General features: G+C 71.5%; 17 protein-coding genes. 4 read left to right on the top strand and 13 right to left on the bottom strand.

All coding sequences use genetic code 11. From position 1 onward, the window contains the following. The first annotated feature begins 236 nt into the window (after positions 1-236). Positions 237-1,196 (top strand): GNAT family N-acetyltransferase, encoded by a 960-nt coding sequence (locus IH09_RS07035; RefSeq protein WP_052855220.1) that lies wholly within the window; start codon positions 237-239, stop codon positions 1,194-1,196. A 176-nt stretch (positions 1,197-1,372) separates the two neighbouring features. On the opposite strand, the gene IH09_RS07030 is transcribed toward IH09_RS07035, so the two are convergent. The 7 genes from IH09_RS07030 to IH09_RS07000 all read right to left on the bottom strand — a co-directional run bounded on the left by IH09_RS07030 (position 1,373) and on the right by IH09_RS07000 (position 8,864). Continuing rightward, positions 1,373-2,563, bottom strand: a complete 1,191-nt coding sequence (locus IH09_RS07030) for a serine hydrolase domain-containing protein (RefSeq protein ID WP_094790732.1) — start codon at positions 2,561-2,563, stop codon at positions 1,373-1,375. A 370-nt stretch (positions 2,564-2,933) separates the two neighbouring features. After that, positions 2,934-4,487 (bottom strand): MFS transporter, encoded by a 1,554-nt coding sequence (locus IH09_RS07025; RefSeq protein WP_052855216.1) that lies wholly within the window; start codon positions 4,485-4,487, stop codon positions 2,934-2,936. 209 nt (positions 4,488-4,696) lie between these two features. Next, on the bottom strand, positions 4,697-5,557 hold the full coding sequence (locus IH09_RS07020) for an endo alpha-1,4 polygalactosaminidase (protein WP_052855213.1): 861 nt from the start codon (positions 5,555-5,557) through the stop codon (positions 4,697-4,699). A gap of 275 nt (positions 5,558-5,832) precedes the next feature. After that, the gene (locus tag IH09_RS07015) at positions 5,833-7,257 is read right to left on the bottom strand and encodes a PTS ascorbate transporter subunit IIC (protein ID WP_052855211.1); all 1,425 of its coding nucleotides are present in this window, start codon (positions 7,255-7,257) and stop codon (positions 5,833-5,835) included. Between the two features lie 74 nt (positions 7,258-7,331). Continuing rightward, entirely contained in the window at positions 7,332-7,613 is a 282-nt protein-coding gene (locus IH09_RS07010) for a PTS sugar transporter subunit IIB (RefSeq protein ID WP_052855208.1), read from the bottom strand. Beyond that, positions 7,610-8,068, bottom strand: a complete 459-nt coding sequence (locus IH09_RS07005; protein ID WP_052855206.1) for a PTS sugar transporter subunit IIA — start codon at positions 8,066-8,068, stop codon at positions 7,610-7,612. Before IH09_RS07005 ends, IH09_RS07010 begins: the two co-directional genes overlap by 4 nt. Before the next feature lie 67 nt (positions 8,069-8,135). After that, positions 8,136-8,864 carry a GntR family transcriptional regulator gene (locus IH09_RS07000; RefSeq protein WP_052855205.1) on the bottom strand — a complete coding sequence of 243 codons (729 nt, stop codon included), beginning with the start codon at positions 8,862-8,864 and terminating at the stop codon, positions 8,136-8,138. A 355-nt stretch (positions 8,865-9,219) separates the two neighbouring features. Between IH09_RS07000 and tkt the strand changes: the two genes are divergently transcribed. Together tkt and IH09_RS06990 are read left to right on the top strand one after the other, a co-directional pair. Then, entirely contained in the window at positions 9,220-11,292 is a 2,073-nt protein-coding gene (tkt, locus tag IH09_RS06995) for a transketolase (RefSeq protein ID WP_240151046.1), read from the top strand. Continuing rightward, a complete protein-coding gene (locus tag IH09_RS06990; RefSeq protein WP_318279398.1) occupies positions 11,289-11,984 on the top strand; it encodes an HAD family hydrolase in 696 nt (231 codons plus the stop codon). Before tkt ends, IH09_RS06990 begins: the two co-directional genes overlap by 4 nt. Before the next feature lie 305 nt (positions 11,985-12,289). Here the strand turns inward: IH09_RS06990 and IH09_RS06980 are convergent, their stop codons facing one another. The 6 genes from IH09_RS06980 to IH09_RS06955 all read right to left on the bottom strand — a co-directional run bounded on the left by IH09_RS06980 (position 12,290) and on the right by IH09_RS06955 (position 18,304). After that, positions 12,290-13,540, bottom strand: coding sequence for an Nramp family divalent metal transporter (locus IH09_RS06980; protein ID WP_052855201.1), 1,251 nt, complete (start codon positions 13,538-13,540; stop codon positions 12,290-12,292). Positions 13,541-13,749: 209 nt separating this feature from the next. Then, on the bottom strand, positions 13,750-14,733 hold the full coding sequence (locus IH09_RS06975) for a VOC family protein (RefSeq protein ID WP_052855200.1): 984 nt from the start codon (positions 14,731-14,733) through the stop codon (positions 13,750-13,752). A gap of 157 nt (positions 14,734-14,890) precedes the next feature. After that, on the bottom strand, positions 14,891-15,100 hold the full coding sequence (locus IH09_RS06970) for a 2-hydroxymuconate tautomerase (protein ID WP_052855198.1): 210 nt from the start codon (positions 15,098-15,100) through the stop codon (positions 14,891-14,893). After that, positions 15,082-15,903: a 2-keto-4-pentenoate hydratase gene (locus IH09_RS06965; RefSeq protein WP_110952118.1), complete on the bottom strand. Its 822-nt coding sequence runs from the start codon at positions 15,901-15,903 to the stop codon at positions 15,082-15,084. The genes IH09_RS06970 and IH09_RS06965 overlap by 19 nt, the downstream gene beginning before the upstream one ends. A gap of 79 nt (positions 15,904-15,982) precedes the next feature. Further along, on the bottom strand, positions 15,983-16,777 hold the full coding sequence (locus IH09_RS06960) for a 2-keto-4-pentenoate hydratase (RefSeq protein WP_052855196.1): 795 nt from the start codon (positions 16,775-16,777) through the stop codon (positions 15,983-15,985). Positions 16,778-16,825: 48 nt separating this feature from the next. Next, complete coding sequence (locus tag IH09_RS06955) at positions 16,826-18,304, bottom strand: aldehyde dehydrogenase (protein ID WP_052855194.1); 1,479 nt, start codon at positions 18,302-18,304, stop codon at positions 16,826-16,828. Between the two features lie 908 nt (positions 18,305-19,212). On the opposite strand from IH09_RS06955, the gene IH09_RS06950 reads away from it, so the two are divergent. Continuing rightward, positions 19,213-20,760, top strand: a complete 1,548-nt coding sequence (locus IH09_RS06950; RefSeq protein ID WP_190233223.1) for an FAD/NAD(P)-binding protein — start codon at positions 19,213-19,215, stop codon at positions 20,758-20,760. Positions 20,761-20,826 lie beyond the last annotated feature (66 nt).

Genomic DNA, 20,826 nt, shown 5'->3' with positions numbered 1-20,826 from the left:
GGGGCGTGCTGCCGCAGGGAGCTCTTCGGGCCCCCTGGAAGAGCTCGTTGGCCGCAGCGCGGGCGCTCAGCCTCAAGGCGGCCGGCCGTCCACGAGATGACCGGCGATGACCGGCGACGAGAGCGCGGCGGAGGTCCCCACGTCGAGGCGCTTCACCCGTTGCGCTGTGACCGCCGCGATCGGCGGCCCCGGATATCGGTTGGACGGCTTGGCGAGGTCTGGCACAGTGGCGCACCATGGCGAACTTCGAGCTGGTGACCGCCGCGGATGTGCAGTTGATGCAGGGTCTGGCGCAGCGTGTCACCGCCGTCCGCCCAGACCTGGTGAACAGCGATGCGTCGTTCGGTGAGCTGGCCTGGAACTGGGGTAAGGGGCACGCCGGTGAGGGCGCGAGCTGGCGGCGCCGGCTGTGGTTCTCCGGTGGGGAGCTGGTGGCGTGGGGCTGGGTCTTTCTTCCGCGCCGGGTGAGGCGGAGCGACGGGTCGGTGAAGGACGTCACCGGCGCGTATCTGGCGTATCAGGTCCATCCCGACCACGCCGGGCTGGTTGACGAGGTGATCGGCTGGTACGACGGTGTGGCGGCGGGCGTCGAGCGTGCGGTGGTGCCGAGCGGCGTCGATGAGTTCGCCCTGAAGCGGTGGGCGGCGCACGGCTATGAGACCGATCCGGCCTCGCTCGGCAGCGCCGGGTCCTGGACCCAGCTCAACGAGCGGGACCTCATCGACGTGGAGCAGCCGGTACTGCCGGACGGATTCCGATTCCGCACCGCCGACGAGGCCGGGCCGCAGGCCGCGGTTCAGGCCCATCTGGATGCCTGGGCTCCCTCGACGTACACGGCCGAGAGCTACCAAGGCGTCCGGCGGACGGCGCCGTACCGCGGCGACCTGCACATCCTGGTGGAGGCGCCGAACGGAACGATGGCGTCCTCGACGATCATGTGGCTCGACGAAGCGAACAGGACCGCCGAGTTCGAGCCGGTCGGGACGCATCCGGACTACCGGCGCCGCGGGCTGGCGAGGGCGATGCTTCTGCACGGGATGCACCTGGCGCGGGCGGCCGGGGCAACCCATATGACGGTCGCGTGCCTGGGTGCGCCGGGGCATCCCCAGGCGCGCGGGCTGTACTACGGCGTCGGGTTCCGGAAGTTCACACAGGACGCGCCGCTCATCAAGACCGGGACCGAGACCGCGGGCTGAGGGCCGGTCGTTCGGGTCGTCGCGCCACCGTCTCCCGCGCCGCCTCGAACCGCCGCCCCGAATCGCCGCCCCGTACCGCTCGCGCGGCTCGCCCTCGGCGGGTGCGCGATCGGTGTCCGGCGGGCCCGGCTGCCCTGGGAAACCCCCGGTGGTCCCGGGGCGGCCGGGCCCCGCACTCAGCCCTTCCCCGGCTTGCCGTCGCCGCAGAATTCCGCCTCCGTGACCTGTGCCATCCCGTCCGCCGTCCAGTCGCCGTTGGCGTTGTACGCCAGTGAGTGGCGGCCGTCCTCGGTGGTCACGGCGTTGGAGATGGAGCCGAGCCAGCCGCCGCTGTGGCCCCAGAGTCTGACGCCGCAGCTGGTGTTGGCGGCGATCAGGCCGAGGCCGTAGCCGCCGCCAGCGGGGTCGTCGGGGTCCGGGACGGTCGTCTTCATCTCCTTGAGCTGCTCGGGGGGCAGTATCTTGCCGCCCAGCAGGGCGCCGAAGAAGCGGTTCAGGTCGGCCGCGCTGGAGATGATGTCGCCGTCGGCCCAGGACTGGGAGGCGTTCTGGAGGGTGACGTCGTAGATCTTTCCGGCGGGTGTGTCCACGAACAGTTTGGAGTACGCGCGGCTGCTGGGCTGCGGCATGCGGGAGGTGTTGCCGGGCACGGTGGTGGCGCGCAGGCCCAGCGGTTTGATGATGCGTTGCCGGACCTCGTGTGCGTACGAGTTGCCGCCGGCCGCCTCGATGATCAGCCCGGCCAGGACGTAGTTGGTGTTGGAGTACGCGTGCTTGGCGCCGGGTGCGAAGTCCGGCCGGTGGCTCATGGCGACCTGTACCGCGGTCTGCGGGGTGCGCGTCTCGAAGCGGTGCTTGAGGAAGCCGTCGCTGACCATGTACGTGGCTTGGTAGTCGGGGTCGTTGGTGTAGTCGAAGAGGCCGCTGGTGTGGTTGAGGAGCTGGCGCACGCTGATCTTCCGGCCGTCGTTGCCGTTGCCGCGTACGAGGCCGGGGAGCCATTTCTCCACGGTGTCGTCGAGGTTCAGTTCGCCCTCGGCCTCCTGTTGGAGCAGGACGGTGGCCACGAAGGTCTTGGTGATGCTGGCGATACGGAAGCGGTCGTCGGCCCCGCGCGGCGCGCCCGTCTTCAGGTTGCCCACGCCCGACGCGCCCTTCCAGACACCGCGGCGGTCACTGGCCTGGCCGGTGACGCCGGGGACGCCGCCCGCCACGACCGCGTCCATCGCCCGCCGGGTGGCGTCGTGCGCGCCACCGCGCGTCTGCGCCTGCGCCGGGGCGGTGAAGGCCGTGGCGGTCATCGCCGCCACCGCCGCCGTCGCGAGGACTGCTCCGCCCTGACGCATCCGCCGTCGTCGTGCTGCCATGTGGTCGCTCCCTTGGTCGCGTTGATCGCCATCCGTCATCGGTGGAGATGACCGCGGGGAGGGGCGCAGGGTTGATCCGGTGCCGCTGCTGGGCGGAAAGCGGCAGGACGGTCAGGATCGGCCAGGTCGAGGCCGCCTCTCGATGGGGCGGCCGGGTCCGAACGGGCGTGGATGGTGCGCCAGTTGCCCGGCCGCGGGCCCATCCCTACAGCCCCGGGTGATGGTCCTCGCGTGCGAACGCGCGGGTCGGTAGCCGGAGTTCCGGCAAGGCGCAGGTCGGGGAAGGCCGCGGGTTGCGACGCACGGACGCCCCCGTCTCCGAGTCGTGGAGGCGGGGGCGTCCGGTTGCCGGTGCTCGTCCGGCTGGCCGTCAGTGGGTGTTCTCCGTGGGGCGCAGGTTTCTCGGGATCCAGCGCCACACCACCGCGGCGGCGGTCAGGGCCAGGACGGCGGCGACGACGAACGTCGGGGTGACGGCCGTGGTGTAGGCGCGGGAGACCGTGTCCAGGAGGGACTGGCCGAACGGTCCGCCCAGGGTCTGTGCCACGTGTGCGGCCTCGCCGACGGAGTCGCGTACCGCGTTCAGCTCGGGTCCGTTCAGGTCGAGGGCGGGCAGGTGCGTCCGGTAGAGGCCGACGGCGAGGCTGCCGAGCATGGCGACGCCGAGTGCGGCGCCCAGCTCGTAGCAGGTCTCCTCGATGGCGGCGGCGCCGCCGGTCTCGTGGGCCGGGGTGGCTGCCAGCAGCGTCACCGACGCCACGGTCATGGCGAGTCCGACGCCCAGGCCGAGGATGGCGAGCGAGGCGGCCAGGGCCGGGTAGCCGACCTCGCCGAAGCGCTCGACGGTCCACGGCAGGGCCAGGCCCGCCGCCATCGCGACCAGGCCCAGGCCGAGGACGTGCCGGATCGGGAAGCGCTGCATCAGCGAGGGTGCGAGCACCGCCGTGATCATCAGGCCCAGCGGTGCCGGCAGCACCCGGATGCCCGCTTCGAGGGGGCTGTAGCCCTCGGCGTACTGGAACCACTGCGTGACCAGGAACAGCACCGCGCCCAGGCCGACCATGCCCAGGAAGATGGCGACGGCGGCGATGCTGAAGGAGCGGTTCGTGAACAGGCGCACCTGGAGCAGCGGGGTCTCCAGCCGGAGCTGGCGGCGTACGAACACCGTCAGGGCGACGGCGGACAGGAGCAGCAGTGCCCACGGCAGCGGGTCGGCGAAGCCGCTCTTGCCGAGCTGCTTGATACCGCCCGCGAGGGCGAGCATGCCGACGATCGACTGCCCCACGCCCCACCAGTCCCAGCGTCCGCCGCGCGGCGAGCGGGACTCGGGCAGGAACCACGAGCCGAGCGCGATGGCCAGCGCGGCCACCGGCAGGTTCAGCAAGAACGCCGACTGCCAGCCGAAGTCCTGTACGAGCAGGCCGCCGACCACGGGGCCCAGTGCCAGGCCGCCGCCGAAGACGGCCGTCCAGACGGCGTAGGCGAAGGCCCGCTCCCGTGCGTCGGTGAAGGTGTGCCGCAGGATCGACAGCGTCGAGGGCATGATCGTCGCCCCGCCGACGCCGAGCAGCGCGCGGGCCGCGATGACGTGCCATGCCTGGGTGGCGAAGACGGCCGCGAGCGAGGCGAACGCGAAGATCACGAAGCCGATCATGAGCAGGCGTTTGCGCCCCAGGCGGTCGCCGAGCGCGCCGGCCGTCACCAGCAGTCCGGAGAGGACCAGTGCGTAGATGTCGATGATCCACAGCTGTTCGACGGATCCGGGCCGCAGGTCGGAGACCAGGGACGGGAAGGCCACGTTGAGGATCGTGGTGTCCATCGCGAGCAGCAGGAGGCTGCCGGAAAGGATGGCGAGGACGATCCAGCGGCGCGGATCCCGCTGCTGCGCCTGTCCGGTGCGCGGCCGGGCACTGCGCGAAAACATGAGACACCCAATCTGAATTCGAAACGTAGCTGACTTGAATGAGACAGTCATGTCTCAATAAGTTCATACTACCTCCCGAATTGAGGGGACCCGCCCGCAAGGCCCGGCGGCGGGCGCCGCGACAGCGGGGGTGCGCCACCACCTGTCCGCCCGTCCGCGGCGCCCGGCGGTGTGCGGGGCCCGGCGGTGTGCGGTGCCCGGCCTTCTCGTCAGCAGCGCCGGGAGACGTGTCCGGGCTCGGCGGCGGGGCGTACGTCGCGGTCGCGCAGGGTCAGGGAGAGGCGCTCGCCCCACCGGCGGCACGCGCCGTCGAAGTCCTTCGCCGTGTACTCGATGTCGAAGACCTTGCCGTCGTAGGCGTCGGCGAAGGCGGGGCATTCCCGGTAGCGGGCGCACTCCTCGACGACGGCGAAGTCGAACCCGATGTGGCGGCGCCGGTCGAGGAGGGCGGTGGTGTTCTTCTGGGCGATGGCCAGCCCCCGGTCGTGGGCGCGGCGGGCCAGCAGTGTGGCGAAGGCCGCCGCGTCGTCCGCCGTGAGCCGGCCGTCCGACCGTTCGTAGGAGTCGAGATTGTCGGGTTCGACGGCGTCGAACCCGGCTTTCGCGCAGCCGTCGATCCAGGGTCCGACGATGTCGAGGAGGGCTTCGCGGGTGCCGGGGGTGGAGATGTCGAGCAGCGGTTCGTCCCAGTCCTCGTCGATGACGAGGCCGCCGCGTGCATCGCGCAGCAGCAGGCCGGGGTGGTGCGCGCGCCACCAGTCGACGGCGTCGCCGGGCTGGGTCTGGAAGGCGTTGACGTAGCAGATGTTGTACAGGCCGGGGGCGGGGTCGGCCGAGCGGTCACGGGAGAGGGCCCGGACGCCGTCCGGCGGAGGGTAGGCGCCGCCCAACTGGTAGTCGAAAGGCGCGTGGGCGGCCGGCGGGCGGATGGGGCCCGCACCGGTGTGCGCGGGGGCCGCGTCGCGGCGGTCCCCGGCGGGGGCGTTCGTCGAGCAGCTGGTGAGCAGGAGGGCCAGGACGGCGGCGAGGAGCGCGTGCCGGATTCCGCGGCGGCGGAACAGGGGGGTCATGGTGGACTTTCGCGTGCGGGGAGGGTGGCTTGTGGCTGCCATCTTGTCGTCCGCCGCGGTGGCGCCGGCCCCTCCCCCGTCCCTCTCCCGGCTCTCCGTCGGCGTCCCGGAACGCGGGGTCCGGCCCGGCCCGCGCGCACGCCTTTCCGCGCGGCGGGTCGCCGGGCCGGGCGCCGGGCGGTACCGGTGCCTCGGGAGACGTGCGAAGGGTCCGGGCGGCCTCGCCGGCCCGGACCCTTTCTGCCGGGATCGTGTGAACCCCGGGCTCGGTCACCTCACTTCGTCAGGGTGTTCTCCCGGTCCTGGCCGGCGTCGGCACCGTCCTCGTCACCCGCGTCGGACGCGGTGGCCGGCCGGCGCCGGCCGGCGAGGGCGGATCCGGCGACGACCGCGGCCAGCGACACCAGGACGAGGCCGATCACCGCGAACTTGCCCCATTGGGCGGCGCCGCCGACGAGGAAGCCCGCCACACCGAAGTCGGCGTCGGAGAAGGTGGAGTTCTTCATTCCCACGTTGCCCAGGAAGGGCAGCACCAGGAGCGGGAGGAAGGTGATCAGCAGTCCGTTGGCGAAGGCACCGAGCACCGCGCCGCGCCGGCCGCCGGTGGCGTTGCCCACCACACCGGCCGCGGCACCGGTCATGAAGTGCGCGACCACGCCCGGGATGATGATGGTGGTGCCCAGGCCGACCAGCAGGCCCATGCCGAGCAGGCCGCCGACGAAGCTGGCGAGGAAGCCGATGAGGACGGCGTTCGGCGCGAAGGTGAACAGGATCGGCACGTCGAGGGCGGGCTTCGCGGCGGGGACCAGCTTCTCGGATATGCCCTTGAACGCGGGGAGGATCTCGGCGAGTACGGCCCGGACACCGGCGAGGATCACGAACACACCGGCGGCGAACTTGCCCGCCTGCATGACGGCCCAGATCAGGTACCACTGGCCCCCGCTGAGGTGGCTCTCGACGTAGCCGGCGCCCGCGATCAGGGTGACGAGGAGGTAGATGACGCCCATCGAGGTGGCGATGACGACGGTGGTGTCGCGCAGGAAGCCGAGCCCCTGGGGGATCTTGAGGTCCTCGGTGGACTTGGACTTGCGGGCATCGCCGAGGACCTTGCCGACCAGGCCGCCGAACCAGATGCCGACTCCGCCGGTGTGGCCGAGCGCCACCTCATCGCGTCCGGTGACCCGGCGCACCCACGGCTGGACCAGCGCCGGGGAGAGGGTGGTGATCAGTCCTTGTGCGAGCGATCCCCAGAGCACGGCTTCCCAGGTGGCGAAGCCGTTGGCCATCAGGATGACGGCGATCATCGCGGCCAGGTAGAGGGCGACATGGCCGGAGAGGTAGATGAACTTCAGCCGGGTGAAGCGGGCGAGGAGCACGTTCACGACCATGCCGAAGAAGAAGATCAGTGCCGCCTGCGAACCGAACTCCGTCAGGACCTCGCCGACGATGGCCTCGTTGTTCGGCACCACGCCCTGCACCCCGAAGGCGTGCTGGAACATGTCGCCGAACGGTGTGAGCGCGCCGGAGACCACGGCGGCCCCGGCGGCGAGGACGAGGAACCCGACGAACGCCTTGACGGTGCCCTTCACCGTGTCGGAGAGGGACTTGCGCTGGAGCAGCAGACCGAGCAGCGCGATCAGCCCGATGACGACCGATGGCTCCTTGAACACATCGAGCAGCGACTTGAGAAATCCGTTCACTGATCACGCCTCCTCGGCGCTGCGGAGCAAGGACGGCTCCGGGTAGAGGTGTGCGGCCGGGCCGCGGAAGGGGGTTACACCAGGGCGTGGCGCTCGGCCAGCGCCTTGACCTTGGCGCGCAGTTCGTCCTTGTCGATGAGGCTGTCCATCACGGTGACGTCGCCGAGGCCCTGCGCGGCGTCTTCCAGGTCTTTGGCGACGAAGAAGGCGTCGGCGCTGGTGGGGCTGGCGGAGCTGAGGTCGGAGTGCTCGACCTGGACGTCTCGGAGGCCGAGTTCCTTGACGACGTCCTCGATGTTCATGCGGAGCATGAAGCTGCTGCCGAGTCCGGTGCTGCACATGGCCATGATCTTCATCGGTTCTCCTCGAATCGGGTGATGAGTGCGGTGACGTCCGCCGCGCAGGCGGCGGCGCGCAGCGCGTGGCGGGTGTCGGGGTCGGACAGGAGGCGGGCCAGCGATCCCATGGCCTCGGTGTGGACATGGGCGTCCGGCGCCGCGAGACAGAAGTAGAGGTCCACGGAGTGTTCGGGCTGCCCCAGCAGCGGGGCGGGCTCCGTCAGGCGGAGCATGGCCAGGGCCGGCCGGACGGCTCCGCTCTCCGGCCGGGCGTGGGCCAGCGCGATGCCGAAGCCGAGGTCGATGTAGGTGCCGCCGGCGGCGATGGATTCGGTCATCGCCTCGACGTAGCCGGCGGTGATGTCGCCGGTGTCGAGCAGGGGCTGTGCGACGCGCCGTACCGCGTCGGGCCATTCCATGAGCTCGTCGCTGAAGGCGATGCGGTCGGGCGTGAGCAGGGTGCTCAGTCGCATGATCCCTCCTTTGCGGGGTGCGGGGCGGGTGGGCGGGTGGCCCTGTTGGGGCCGGTCCTGCTGGGGGTCAGTCCTCCTCGGCCGTGATGTCGAAGGAGAGTTCGCCCGTGCTCGGCGGGAAGGTGGAGGTGCCGTGGACGAGCGGTTTGCGGTGCGGGTCGTAGACGGTCGAGACCGCCAGGAGCAGGGTGGTGCCCGCGGCGACGCCCAGCAGGCCGGCTTCGCGGTCGTCGCTCTGGTGGAGGCTGACGACGATCTCGTTGCGGGCGAGCAGGATGTCGTGGTGGGCGCGCAGGTACGCGTAGAGGGAGTGGTCGGTGAAGTCCACGGTGAGCAGGTCGGGGAAGCGCTCCACGGCGACGTAGGAGTCGGCGAGGTGGTGGACTTCGCCGTTGACGCGGCGCAGCCGCTGGAGGTGGACGACGTCGGCGGCGGGGCTGGTGTGCAGCCGGGCGGCGATGCGTGCTCCGGCGCGTACCCGTTCCTGTACGAGGACTTCGGAGGTCACCGTGTGGCCCTGGCGGGTCAGCTGGGTGTAGAAGCCGGTGACCTCGTTGACGAAGCGTTCGCGGTGGCGCATCGCGTAGCGGGGGCGGCTGACGAAGGTGCCGCGCCCGTGTTCGCGGATGAGGTGGCCGTCTCCGACGAGTTCGTCGACGGCGCGGCGGACCGTGATGCGGCTGACCTCGTACTCCTCGCAGAGTTTGGTCTCCGGGGGCAGTTGGGTGCCCACCGGCAGGTCGCTGACGCGGCGCAGCAGGTGGTCGCGTACCTGTGCGTACTTGTGTCCGGCCATCGCGTTCTCCCCGGTTCGTGTCTGACGCGCTCTACATCAGGACGTCATGATGAATTTCCGGCTGACGCTACCTCTGGCCGTCGCTGAACGGGGGTCATCACAGGCTCCTGTCATGGTCCGGGCGCCACGTCCTCGGGTGCTCCGCCTCCAGCTTCGCCCACCGGAACGCGGCCTTGGATGAGTCGGATGCCCCCTCGTTCTCGGGACCTTCAGCCTCTTGGGCGGGGGACCAAAGGCGTCAATCGCGGGTGGGGGCGGATCTCGGGACCATCGTCCGCGGTCTGCGGGTTCCGGTGGGGTTACGTTGCCAAGAGTCGTCATGACGTCCTTACCTCTACTTCCCAAGGAGTCTGACTTGTCCACCGCATCGCACCGCTCCGCCCCGGCCGGCGCCCTGGGCCGGGCCGACCGGCGGGCCATCGCCACCGCTCGGGGACTCGCCCTGGACGCCGTCGAAGCCGCGGGTTCCGGTCATCCGGGCACGGCGCTCGCGCTGGCTCCGGTGGCGCACCGGCTCTTCCAGCGCCATCTGCGCCACGATCCGGCCGATCCGTCCTGGGAGGGGCGTGACCGGTTCGTGCTGTCCTGCGGCCACGCGAGCATCCTGCTGTACACCCAGCTCTTCCTGACCGGCTACGACCTGTCCCTTGAGGATCTGCGGAACTTCCGGCGCCTGGGTTCCCGGACCCCCGGGCATCCCGAGTACCGGCACACCGCGGGCGTGGAGATGACGACGGGGCCGCTGGGCCAGGGGGTGGCCACCGCTGTCGGTATGGCCATGGCGCTGCGGCGCGACGAGGCCCGGCAGCGGGCGGGCGGCGGTGAACTGCCGCTGCCGCCGCGGACGGTGTGGGTGCTGTGCTCGGACGGCGACCTCCAGGAGGGCCTCTCCTACGAGGCGGGGGCCCTGGCCGGCCGCCATGAGCTGGGCAACCTCGTGGTCGTCTGGGACGACAACGGCATCCAGATCGAGGGGAGCTGCGATCTGTCCACCCGTGAGGAGACCGGTGCGCGGTTCGCGGCGCAGGGCTGGTCGGTACGGACGGTGGGCCTGGGCGCGGACGGCGACATCGACACGGCCGCGCTGGACGCCGCGCTGGATGCCGCCCGCCGGGAGCGGGACCGGCCGAGCCTGATCGTCCTCACCTCCCAGCTGGCGTGGCCCGCCCCGCACGCCGTCAACACCCCCGCCGCGCACGGCGCGCCGCTGGGCGCGGCGGAGGTCCGGCTCACCAAGCAGGCGCTCGGCCTCGACGCGGGCGAGACGTTCGCCGTCGCGCCGGAGGTCCTCGCCCACACCCGGGCCGCCCGGGAGCGGGGGGCGGCGCTGCACCGGGAGTGGGACGCGGCGCTGGCCGCCTGGGAGCGGGAGCTGCCCGCCGCCGTCAAGGAGCGGGCCGACGCCGTCGCCCGGGTCCGCGGCGCGGAGGTGGCCGATGTCCTGCCGGTGTTCGAGGCGGGCGAGTCGATTGCTCCGCGCGATGCCTCCGGACAGGTCATCCAGGCGCTGGCCGCCCGGCTGCCCCAGCTGTGGGGCGGCTCGGCCGACCTCGGGGACAGCAACCGTACGACGATCAAGGGCGGTGGTTCCTTCCTGCCCGCGGCGCCGGGCGGGCCGTTGGGGCGCAACATCCACTGGGGGGTGCGGGAGCACGCCATGGCCGCGGCGATGAACGGCATCGCGCTGGTCGGCTACGACCGTCCGTTCGGCGGCACGTTCCTGGTCTTCAGCGACTACCAGCGGCCCGCGCTGCGCCTGGCCGCGCTGATGGGCCTGCCCGTGGTGCATGTGTGGTCGCACGACTCGGTGGCGCTCGGCGCGGACGGGCCCACGCACCAGCCGGTCGAGCAGCTGGCCGCGCTGCGGGCGATGCCGGGCCTGGCCGTGGTGCGGCCCGCGGACGCCCGGGAGACGGCGGCGGCGTGGCTGGCCGCGCTGGACGCGACGGGCCCGGTCGGGCTCGCGCTGGCCCGGCAGCCGCTGCCGGTACTGCCCATGGCGGCGGAAGCGGTGCGGGCCGGAGTGGCGCGCGGTGCCTACGTCGTGGGGGAATGCGATGGGCGGCCGGACGTGCTCTTGCTGGCCAGTGGCAGTGAGGTCGCGCTGGCGCTGGCCGCGCAGCGGACGCTGGCCGGGCGGGGGGTGACGGCGCGGGTGGTCTCCGTCCCCTGCAAGGAGTGGTTCCTGCGGCAGGACGTTTCCTACCGGGAGGCGGTGCTGCCGCCCTCGGTGCGGGCCCGGGTCGTGATCGAGGCCGCCGCCTCCTTCGGCTGGCACGATCTGCTCGGCGAGTCGGGCCGGACCGTCACCGTCGACACGTTCGGCCTCTCCGCCCCCGCCGGTGACGCGCTGCGGGAGACGGGCATGACCGAGGCGGCCGTGCTGCGGGCGGCCGAGGACTCCCTCGCCGCGACGGCCCGGCAGTGAACTCCGGTGCTGGGCAGGCCAGTTCGGGGTGCGGGCGGGATGTGCTGGCGGGCGTGTCGCTGGTCGTCCTCGACTGCGACGGGGTGCTCGTCGACACGGAGCGGACCGGGCCCGCGGTGGTCGCCGCCATGGCGGCCGAGGTGGGCTGGCACCTGACCGCCGGGGAGGTGCGCGAGCGTTTCCTCGGCACCACGGAGTCCTTTCTGCTGTCCGAGGTGCGCGCGCACGCCACGGTGGAGGTGGGCCAGGAGTGGCTGGCGCGGTACCGCACGCGGGTACGGGACGCCTTCGCGGCCGCGCCGCGCACCATGCCCGGCGTGCGGCGGCTGCTCGGCGCTTTGGAGGACCGCGGGCTCGCGTACTGCGTGGCGTCCAGCGGCAGCCATGCGCGTATCCGGCACTCGCTGACCGCGGTGGGGCTGTGGGAGCGGTTCGCGGGCCGGGTGTTCAGCGCGGACGACGTGCCGCGCGGCAAGCCCGCCCCCGACCTCTTCCGGTACGCCGCCGAGCGCTGTGGCCGCGGTCCTGGGGAATGCCTGGTGGTCGAGGACAGTCCGGCGGGTGTGCGGGCCGCGCTCGCGGCGCGGATGCCGGTGGTCGGCTACTGCGGCGGGCCGACTCCGGCGCACTGGCTGCAAGATGCCGACCGCGGTGTGGTGAGCGCCCTCGACGACCTGGTCCGCTCCCCCTGACGGGCCGCGGCCCGGGGTGGGCACCGGTGCCCGTCGGACCCTGTATGATCATGTACGTCACTCCGGCGCACGTCGCGGGAGTCACGCGTCTGTGGTCCAAGGAAAGATGTCCGCCTGCCGGCGGGAGATGCAGGTGCAAGGCCTGCCGGGCGCTCCACAAGGAAGGTCCCCGTACTTGGTGAGTACGGGGACCTTCCGCGTTCCGGCCGCCGGGAGGCGCGGGTGACGGCCGCGCGGCGCACCGGGCGCGCTCCCCGGGAAACGGGACGTCAGTCGGACCAGCCGGATCAGCCGGATCAGCCGGATCAGCCGGTGAAGATCTGGCCGAGCAGATAGAGGTTGAGGCCGGAGATCAAGATGGCCACGATCACGCCGGCCCCGGTGGTGAGGGGCTTGTTGGCGAGGTTTCCCATCACGTCGCGGCGGCGGGTGAGCACCACGAGCGGGACAAGGGCGAAGGGGATCCCGAAGGACAGGACGACCTGGGAGAGGATCAGGGCGGAGTCCGGGGAGACGCCGGTGCCCAGCACGATGAGGGCGGGCGCCATGGTCAGGCCACGGCGCAGCAGCAGGGGGATGCGGCGGCGGATGAAGCCCTGCATGACGATCTGCCCGGCGTAGGTGCCCACGCCGGAGGACGACAGGCCGGCGGCGAGCAGTGCGACGGCGAAGGCCAGGGCGGCCAGGCCGCCGACGGTGTGGCCGAGGCCGTCGTGGGCGGCCTGGAGGGTTCCGTCGTAGTCGCTTCCGGAGCGGTGGAAGAGGGCGACGGCGACGCAGAGCATGGCGAGGTTGATCAGGCCGGCCAGGCCGAGTCCGGTGGCGCAGTCGGTGCGCAGGCCGCGCAGCGCGGCCCGCTGGGCGGTGGGGCTTTTGGGGGTGGTGCGCTGGGCGGTGAGCGCGGAGTGCAGGTAGATCACGTGGGGCATGACCGTGGCGCCGATGATGCCGACGGACAGGGTGAGGGATTCGGTTCCGGCGAGGCGGGGCACCATGCCGGCCGCGAGGCCGGTGGCCGACTGCCCGCCGACGGCGCACAGTTGGTAGAGGAAGCCGAAGGCGACCAGGGTCAGCAGGAAGGTCGTGACGAGTTCGAAGGGGCGGTAGCCGCGGCGCTGGAGGGCAAGGACGGCGAAGCTGACGGCGGCGGTGGCCAGTCCGGCGGGGAAGAGCGGTACGCCGAACAGGAGGTTGAGGCCGACGGCGGCGCCGACGAACTCGGCCAGGTCGGTGGCCATGGCGACGAGTTCGGCCTGGACCCAGAGGACCCGGGTCACCGAGCGGGGGAAGGTGCGGCGGCACAGGGTCGGCAGGTCCTCCCCCGCGGCCAGGCCGATCTTGGCGGAGAGGTACTGGACGAACACCGCGACCAGGTTCGCGGCCACGAGCACCCACACCAGCAGGTAGCCGAACTTGGCGCCCGCCTGGAAGTTCGTCGCGAAGTTCCCGGGGTCCACGTAGGCCACCGCGGCGACGAAGGCGGGGCCGTAGAACGCCCGGCGGGCACGCTTCGCCTCCAGGGGGGCGATGCGGGGCTCAACGGCGGGTGTGGTCACGGGCGGTGCCTTCCTGGCCGGCGGCGCTCGGCCGTCCCGGTCGTGCGGGACGGCGTGCCGGGGTGCTGCGCGGGTGGGCGGGTGGGCGGGCGCGGGTGCGCGGCCGGGCGGGCGTCCGGCCGTGGTGCGGCGGCCCGGTCCGGGTGCGGCCGGTCGCGGGGCCGGTGGGCGGCGGCCCCGCGTACGGGTGGCGGGTGCGGTGGTGGCCGCTACCGGCGGACGATGTCCGGGATCGGCTCGATGGGCGGTGTGCCGTAGGTGAAGTAGGTCTCCGCGGGCAGGTTGGTGCCGCCGATGGCGGTTCCGGTGTCTATCTGGTCCATGGTCCAGGTGCGGGTCTCGAAGTCGGGTTCGAGCACGAGGAATCCCGGGTCGCCGAAGAGCTCGATCCGGTTGCCGCCCGGTTCGAAGACGTACAGGAAGGAGCTCTGGGTGATGCCGTGGCGGTCCGGTCCCGCCTCGATGGGGATGCCGTAATCGCGGAACATCTCGGCCGCGTCGATGGTGTGCTGCTGGACGCCGTAGTAGAAGGCGACGTGGTGCAGGCGGCCGCGGGCGCCGCGGGCGTCACGCATGACCGCGACGTCGTGGCTGAGGAGGGAGCTGCTCATCCAGGCGCCGGTCTCGATGTCGCCGTCGACGACCCGTTCGTGGGTCTTCATGCCCAGGTGCCGTTCGAAGGACTCCTTGACCGGTGTCACCTCGCGGGCCAGCAGGTTGAGATGGTCGATCCGCTTGACCGGCAGGCCCTGCAGCGGCTTCTTCGACGCCCGGCTGAGGATCTTGCTCTGCAGCTGGGGCGGGGCCTGGTACTTCTCGACCTCCCACAGCAGGGCCATCTTGTGGCCGTCGGGGGTGTCGAACTCATACGTCTTGCCGTAGCCGAACTCGCCGTCGCTCCACGCGCCGTCCAGGTTCCCCTCGCGCAGGGACGCGATGCGGCGCTCCAGGGCCTCCGGGGAGGAGGTGCGCAGCGCGGCGTGGTCCATGCGGGCCTCGGGGCCCTCGGTGACCTTCAGGCTCCACTGGTACGGGTCCTCGTAGCCGCGCAGGTAGACCGACTGGCCCTCGCGCTTGGTCTCGTACATGCCCAGCAGGTCCTTGAAGAACCAGAGCGTGCCGTCCGGGTTCGGCGTGTGCAGCTCCACGCGGGCGAGGTGGGCGATCTCGTGGCGGTAGCGTTCCTCGGTCATGTGTCTGTGCCTTCCTCGCGCGATGCGAGCGGTGGGTGGGCCGGCCCGGTGGCCGGCGACGGCAGGACGGGCCCCGGGTGTGTCGTGGCAGGCCGGTCGGCCGCGGCGCCCGGGGGCGTCGCGGTCGGTGCGGGCGGGTGCTGCTTCGGCGGTGTCTCTAGTGCTCCGATGCCGGCCGGGCGTTGCGTTCTTCGGTGGTCACGTCGCCCGCCGCCCAGTGCGCGGGCTCGACCTCGCGGATGACGACCCGGATGCTGGACAGGGGTGCGCCGACGGTGCGGTGTGCGGCCTGGGTGAGTTCGTGGATCAGGGCGCGGACCTGTTCGGGGGTGCGGCCGGTGCCGAGGGTCACGTCGATGAACGGCATGCTGTGCCTCCCGCGATGGTGACGGTGCCGAGGGTGGAGAAGTGCGCCGCGACGCGTGCGCCCGGCCGGACGTGGACGGCGTCGGTCATGCCGCCGGTCAGGACGACGGCGCCGGCTTCGATGGCCAGTCCGCGGGCGCCCAGGGAGTTGGCGGCGAGGGCGAGTGCCTCGGCGGGGTGGCCCTGTACGGCGGCGCCGGTGGCGGAGTCGGTGATCTGCCCGTCGACTTCCAGCAGGCACGCCTCGTGCAACAGGTCCATACCGTCCGGGGAGCGGCCGACGGGGCCGAGGACGAAGAGTCCGGAGGAGCTGTTGTCGGCGACCGCGTCGGCGAGGGTGAACTTGAAGTCGCGGTAGCGGCTGTCGATGATTTCGACGCCGCCGTAGACGCACTCGACGGCGGCGAGCGCGGTCGCGGCGGTGACGCCGGGGCCGGCCAGCCGCTCCCCCATGACGAAGACGATCTCCGGTTCGGCCCGGGGGTGGATGAGCTTTTCGCGGGGCAGGGGGACGCCGGCGGGCAGCACCATGGCGTCGGTCAGCCAGGCCAGTGAGGGCGAGTCGATGCCCATCCGGATCTGCTTGGCGCGTGAGGTGAGGCCGAGTTTCACGCCGATGAGGGTTTCGCCGCGGTGCAGGCGCTGTTGCAGGGCCTCGTACTGCACGGTGTAGGCGGTGTGCAGGTCGAGGTCGGGCCACTGTGCGGTGATGGGTCCGCGGGCGGTGACCGAGCGTTCGGCCTCCAGGAGGACCTCGGCGGCGCGCCGGACGTCGCCGGAGCGGATTTCCAGTGCCTCGGTCATGGGTGGTGCCGCCTCCTCGGGCAGGGACGGAAGGGACGGGAACGGGCCGGGCGGGCGGGGTGCGGGGTGGGTGTGCGGGTCAACGCGACAGCACGGCCGTCACGCTGCCCACTCCCGCGATGGTGGTGGTCACGGTGTCGCCGGGCTCCGCGGTGACGGCCGTGGTGAGGGAGGGGACGATCACCAGGTGTCCGGGTTCGAGGGCGGATCCCGGTGTGCCGTGGGCGGGTGCGGCGTTCGCCGCCCAGACCAGTGCGTTGAGGGGCGAGCCCAGTGCCATGCCGCCGGCGCCGGTCGCGGCGACCTCCCCGTTGCGGTACAGCACGCAGCCGCACAGGCGCAGGTCGGCCGCCGGCAGGTGCACCGGGTGGCCGCCCAGGACCACGCCGCCGCAGCCGGCGTTGTCCGCGGCCATTTCGGCGGCGTTGGCGGGCCCGTCCTGGATGCGTGAATCGCTGATCTCCAGGGCGGGCAGGACGAAGTCCACCGCGCGGATCGCGTCCGCCGCGTTGACGCCCGGTCCGCGCAGCGCATCGCGGAGGACGAAGGCCAGTGCCGGTTCGATGCGGGGCCGGATGAATTCTTTTGTGTCGAGGGGCTGGTGTTCGGGGTGGATCATTCGGCCGGTCAGCCGGCCGAGAATGGGCTGGGTCGCGTCCAGGGCTTTCTGTGCGGGGACGGAGGCCAGGCCCACTTTGAATCCCCGGATGCTTTCGCCGTCCGCGCTCCAGCGGTTCAGTTGTTCCCGCTGGATTTCGTATGCGTCCGGCAGTGCCGGTTCGGTGTCGTGCTGCCTGATCGACCGGATTGCTTTTCCGGTCCGGTAGGCGCCGATCAGGTTGGTGGCCGTTTCTCGCAGGACTTCTGGGTTCATGCGGTCTCTTCCACGAATACGGTCGTCGGCACCGGTTTCGGCACTGTGTCAGCGAAGGCGGAGCATCACGGCGCGGGGTTCGGTGAAGAACTCGCGGGAGTGCTGTCCGCCTTCCCGGCCGATTCCGCTGATGCCCTGGCCGCCGAACGGCAGGCGCAGATCGCGCTCGAAGAAACAGTTCACCCATACCGTGCCCGCCTGCCAGGCGGCTGCCATCCGGTGGGCCCGGTCGAGATCGGTGGTGAACAGGATTCCGCCCAGTCCGTACGGGCTGGAATTCGCCAGGTGCAGGGCTTCCTGCTCGGTGTCGAAGGGAATGACCGTTTCCACCGGGCCGAAGATCTCTTCCTGGGCGGTGCGGGATTCGTTGGCCAGCCCGGTGATGATGGTGGGCGGGTAGTAGAAACCGCGTTCCAGGCCGCCGGTGGTCAGGGGCGAGCCGCCGGTGAGGACCGAGCCGCCTTCGCTGCGGGCGAGTTCGACGTAGCCGTGCACCTTGTCCAGGTGCCGCTGTTCGATGAGCGGGCCCATGGCGGTTTCCTGGTTCTTCGGGTCGCCGACGGTGATGCGTTCGGCTTCCGCGGTGAAGCGTTCCAGGAATGCGGGGAGGATTCCGCGCTGGACGAAGAGCCGCGATCCGGCGAAGCACATCTGGCCGGAGCCGGCGAAGATCGCTCTGATCGATTCGGGTACCGCGACGTCCAGATCGGCGTCGTCGAAGACGATGTTGGCCGATTTGCCGCCCATCTCGGCGGAGACCGGGGTCAGGTGGGCGGCGGCGGACGCCATGATCCGGGCCCCGGTGGCGCTGGAGCCGGTGAAGGTGATGCGGTCCACGCGCGGGTCGCCGGTCAGCGGGCCGGCCACTTCGTCACCGCCGAAGCCGTGGACGATGTTGAGGACGCCGTCGGGCAGGCCGGCGGCGGTGGCCAGTTCGCCGAACCGGGTGGCGGTGAGCGGCGTCTGCGGTGCGGGCTTGAGCACCACCGTGTTGCCGAACGCCAGCGCCGGGGCGACCTTCCAGGTGGCCAGCATCAGCGGGGCGTTCCACGGGCTGATCGCGGAGACGACGCCGGCGGGCGGGTAGAGGGTGTAGCTGAGGGTCGCGCCGTCCGGGTACGCCTCGTTGCCGGCCATGGCGGCGTAGTCGGCGAAGAAGCGGAGGTTCTGGGCCACCCGTGGCATCTCGCCGTGCAGTGCCTGGTGGAGGAGTTTGCCGCTGTCGGCGGTCTCCAGCTGGGCGAGTTCCTCGCGGTGGGCGTCCACGGCGTCGGCCACGTCGTGCAGGACGGTGCGCCTCTCGCGTGGTGTCATCTTGGGCCACGGGCCCTCGTCGAACGCCTTGCGCGCCGAGGTGATCGCCCGTTCGGCGTCGGCGGCGGTGCCCCGGGTGACCGTGCCGATCACCGAGTTGTCGTGCGGGTTCCTGGTCTCGAAGGTCTCGTCGCCCGTGGAGTCGGCGGCCCGGCCGCCGATGAGGTGGCGGACCTGGCGGTCTTTTCCGGCCGTCTCGGTACCTTGTGTCATCGGGGGGATTCCCCCCGGGGCGGGAACCCGGCGACGGTGCGGGGGTTCCCCAGGTGCTCGACATCATGACGACGTCGTATTGGTAATGCGCCCGGACTCTCGTTCATGACATCGCACCCCCCATTTTCGGTGCCCGCTTGCTGCCGCGCGGTGCCCGTATCAATGATCAGCGACTCGTCTGTTCTCGGATACGCCGACGGATGAATTTGCGGTGTAACACCGCACCGCTGTCCGTCTATTCCTTCGGTCGGCTCTTCGGTCGAATCTTCGGTCCGGCCGGCTTCGGCTCGTTGCCGTGTGCCGTGGCCGGTCGGTCTATTCGGAGCTCGTCAGGTGCATGGCCTCGCCAATCCTCCCCATACGGGACCCGACGAGTCAAGATCCACATGGGTAATCGCCCAACTACGCTTCGTATAACGGTGGTTGCGCACCATTCAACCGGGGAAGCGATTGATCGGGCGGCGGACAGGGGGTACCGTCGAAGCGTTCGATGTATCGACCCGTGAACAGCCGGTAGCGCCAGCAGGTCATGTGGAGTTCACAAACAACCTCTAACTGTCCATCGTCATTCACACCGGCCGAATAGTCCCGCACAGGCGGGCTCCGGGGCGGCCATATCCCGCTTCACCGCGTTGACCGGCCCCTTGCGCAGAGGTAGTCTCAAGCCGCTTTCACAGCGGGGGTGCTGAGTCTTGCTCGAATGTTGCGCATGCATTTCGTGCGCGTGATGCTCACCTCATATGCAGTCGTCTGGCCGGTCTCGCCCGGCCAGGACGGTGGACGATCGTCTTCCGTTTGATCCCCGGACCACTTTCCACCCGCTTTCGGGTGTCGGATCACGCTGCTCCCTTTGCGATCGGCCTATGGCTCATAACTAGGGGGACGTGCCAATCATGGGCTCAAGCGATATGAGCCGTACTGTCGATATAGGCGTGGTGGGGGGCGGGGCGTCCGCCGTCTGTCTGCTCGACGCGCTCGCCGAGACCGACACCCCGCCGGGCAGCGTCACCGTCTTCGAACCGTCGCGCCATTTGTGGCGCGGCCGGCCCTACCAACCGGACCTGGAGACGGTGCGGGTGAACATCGCGCCGGAGGGCATGTCCGTCCGGTTCGGCGACCACACCCTCTTCCAGCGGTGGCTGGCCGAGCGCGATGCGGCGGCCGGCGCCGGCCGGGACTTCGCGGATCCGTTCATCGGCACCCGCTTCGTGCCGCGCGCCGTCTTCGGCAGCTATCTGGAGCATTCGGCGCACGAGGCGCTGCGCCGGCTGGAGCAGCGCGGCTGGCGCACCGAGGTGGTGCGCGAGCGGGTGGCCCGGATGACCCCGGCGGGCGGCGGAGTGGTGCTGGGGACCGAGCACGGCAGGCGGGTGCGGGTCGACCACGCCGTCTTATGCGTGGGTCGCGGGTTACCCGGCGACCCCTACTCCCTGACGGGCTCCGCGGGGTTCATCGCGGATCCCTACCCGCTGATGCACTCGCTGGCGGGGATCGACCCCCAGCAGCGGGTCGGGGTGGTCGGCAGCGGGCTGACCGGAGTGGATGTGGTGCTCTCCCTGGCCGCCCGCGGACACCGCGGCCGCATGCTGCTGCTCTCGCGCACCGGTGTCCTGCCGCTGGTGCGCCAGCGCCCCCTGCCGTACACGCTGCGGCACTTCACCCCCCAGCGGTTCCGCGAGGCGGCGGCGCGCGGTGAGACGGTGACGCTGGAGGAGGTGGTCGCCACGATGCGCGCGGAGTTCGCGGCGGCGGGCGAGGACCTCGGCTCGGTCTCCGCGGAGATCGCGGCGTTCACCGACGGGGATCCGGTGCGGCGGCTGCGCAGGCATCTGGCCGAAGTGGACTCCCCCAGCCAGGCGTTGCGCATCCTCCAGCACGCGGTGCCGGCCACCGGGCCCGATGTGTGGCCGCGGCTGCCCGAGCACGAGAAGGACCAGTTGCTGCGCGCGCACCACCGCGCGGTGATGAGCCTGTGCTGCCCGATGCCCCCGGCCTCGGCCGCCGCGCTGCTCGGCCTCATCGACAGCGGGCAGCTGGAGATCGTCCCGGGCCTGCGGCACATCGAGCCGGCGGCCGGCGGCGGATTCACCGCCCGCACCGACGGCGACGGGCCCGCCCACCGGGCCGACATCCTGGTCAACGCCGTGAACTCCTCGCCCCGCCTCCAGTCGCCCAGCGCCGAGCCGCTGGTCGCCGCCATGGTCGGGGCGCACCTCGCCGAACGGCATCCGCGCGGCGGCGTGCGGGTGGAGCGTGCGACCAGCCGGCTGGTGGTGAACGGCATGACCGACCGCAGGCTGTACGCGCTCGGCGATCTGGCGTCGGGCAGCCTGTTCTTCACCTTCGGCCTGCCCTCCATCGTGGACCGCGCCTACGACATCGCCGGCGCGATCCGCGACGACGCCGTGCAAGCCGCGTCGTGCCGGTTCGAGGACGACGCCCTGCAGGACGCCTGACCACTCGTGACACCGAGGACGGAGCGACCTGGCGGCCGGCGGCCGCGGGGCCCGTCCACCTCCCGA

The sequence above is a fragment of the Streptomyces celluloflavus genome, from assembly GCA_000720995.1.
Classification (GTDB): Bacteria; Actinomycetota; Actinomycetes; order Streptomycetales; family Streptomycetaceae; genus Streptomyces; species Streptomyces celluloflavus.
Note: the sequence above shows the minus strand (reverse complement) of the source record. Positions and strands in the feature narration are given on the sequence as shown.

Excerpts from the sequence above, each read along its gene's own strand:
- IH09_RS07035 (WP_052855220.1), top strand. The coding sequence starts at position 237 with ATGGCGAACTTCGAGCTGGTGACCGCCGCGGATGTGCAGTTGATGCAG.
- IH09_RS07030 (WP_094790732.1), bottom strand. The coding sequence starts at position 2,563 with ATGGCAGCACGACGACGGCGGATGCGTCAGGGCGGAGCAGTCCTCGCG.
- IH09_RS07025 (WP_052855216.1), bottom strand. The coding sequence starts at position 4,487 with ATGTTTTCGCGCAGTGCCCGGCCGCGCACCGGACAGGCGCAGCAGCGG.
- IH09_RS07020 (WP_052855213.1), bottom strand. The coding sequence starts at position 5,557 with ATGACCCCCCTGTTCCGCCGCCGCGGAATCCGGCACGCGCTCCTCGCC.
- IH09_RS07010 (WP_052855208.1), bottom strand. The coding sequence starts at position 7,613 with ATGAAGATCATGGCCATGTGCAGCACCGGACTCGGCAGCAGCTTCATG.
- IH09_RS07005 (WP_052855206.1), bottom strand. The coding sequence starts at position 8,068 with ATGCGACTGAGCACCCTGCTCACGCCCGACCGCATCGCCTTCAGCGAC.
- IH09_RS07000 (WP_052855205.1), bottom strand. The coding sequence starts at position 8,864 with ATGGCCGGACACAAGTACGCACAGGTACGCGACCACCTGCTGCGCCGC.
- IH09_RS06975 (WP_052855200.1), bottom strand. The coding sequence starts at position 14,733 with ATGACCGAGGAACGCTACCGCCACGAGATCGCCCACCTCGCCCGCGTG.
- IH09_RS06970 (WP_052855198.1), bottom strand. The coding sequence starts at position 15,100 with ATGCCGTTCATCGACGTGACCCTCGGCACCGGCCGCACCCCCGAACAG.
- IH09_RS06965 (WP_110952118.1), bottom strand. The coding sequence starts at position 15,903 with ATGACCGAGGCACTGGAAATCCGCTCCGGCGACGTCCGGCGCGCCGCC.
- IH09_RS06960 (WP_052855196.1), bottom strand. The coding sequence starts at position 16,777 with ATGAACCCAGAAGTCCTGCGAGAAACGGCCACCAACCTGATCGGCGCC.
- IH09_RS06955 (WP_052855194.1), bottom strand. The coding sequence starts at position 18,304 with ATGACACAAGGTACCGAGACGGCCGGAAAAGACCGCCAGGTCCGCCAC.
- IH09_RS06950 (WP_190233223.1), top strand. The coding sequence starts at position 19,213 with ATGAGCCGTACTGTCGATATAGGCGTGGTGGGGGGCGGGGCGTCCGCC.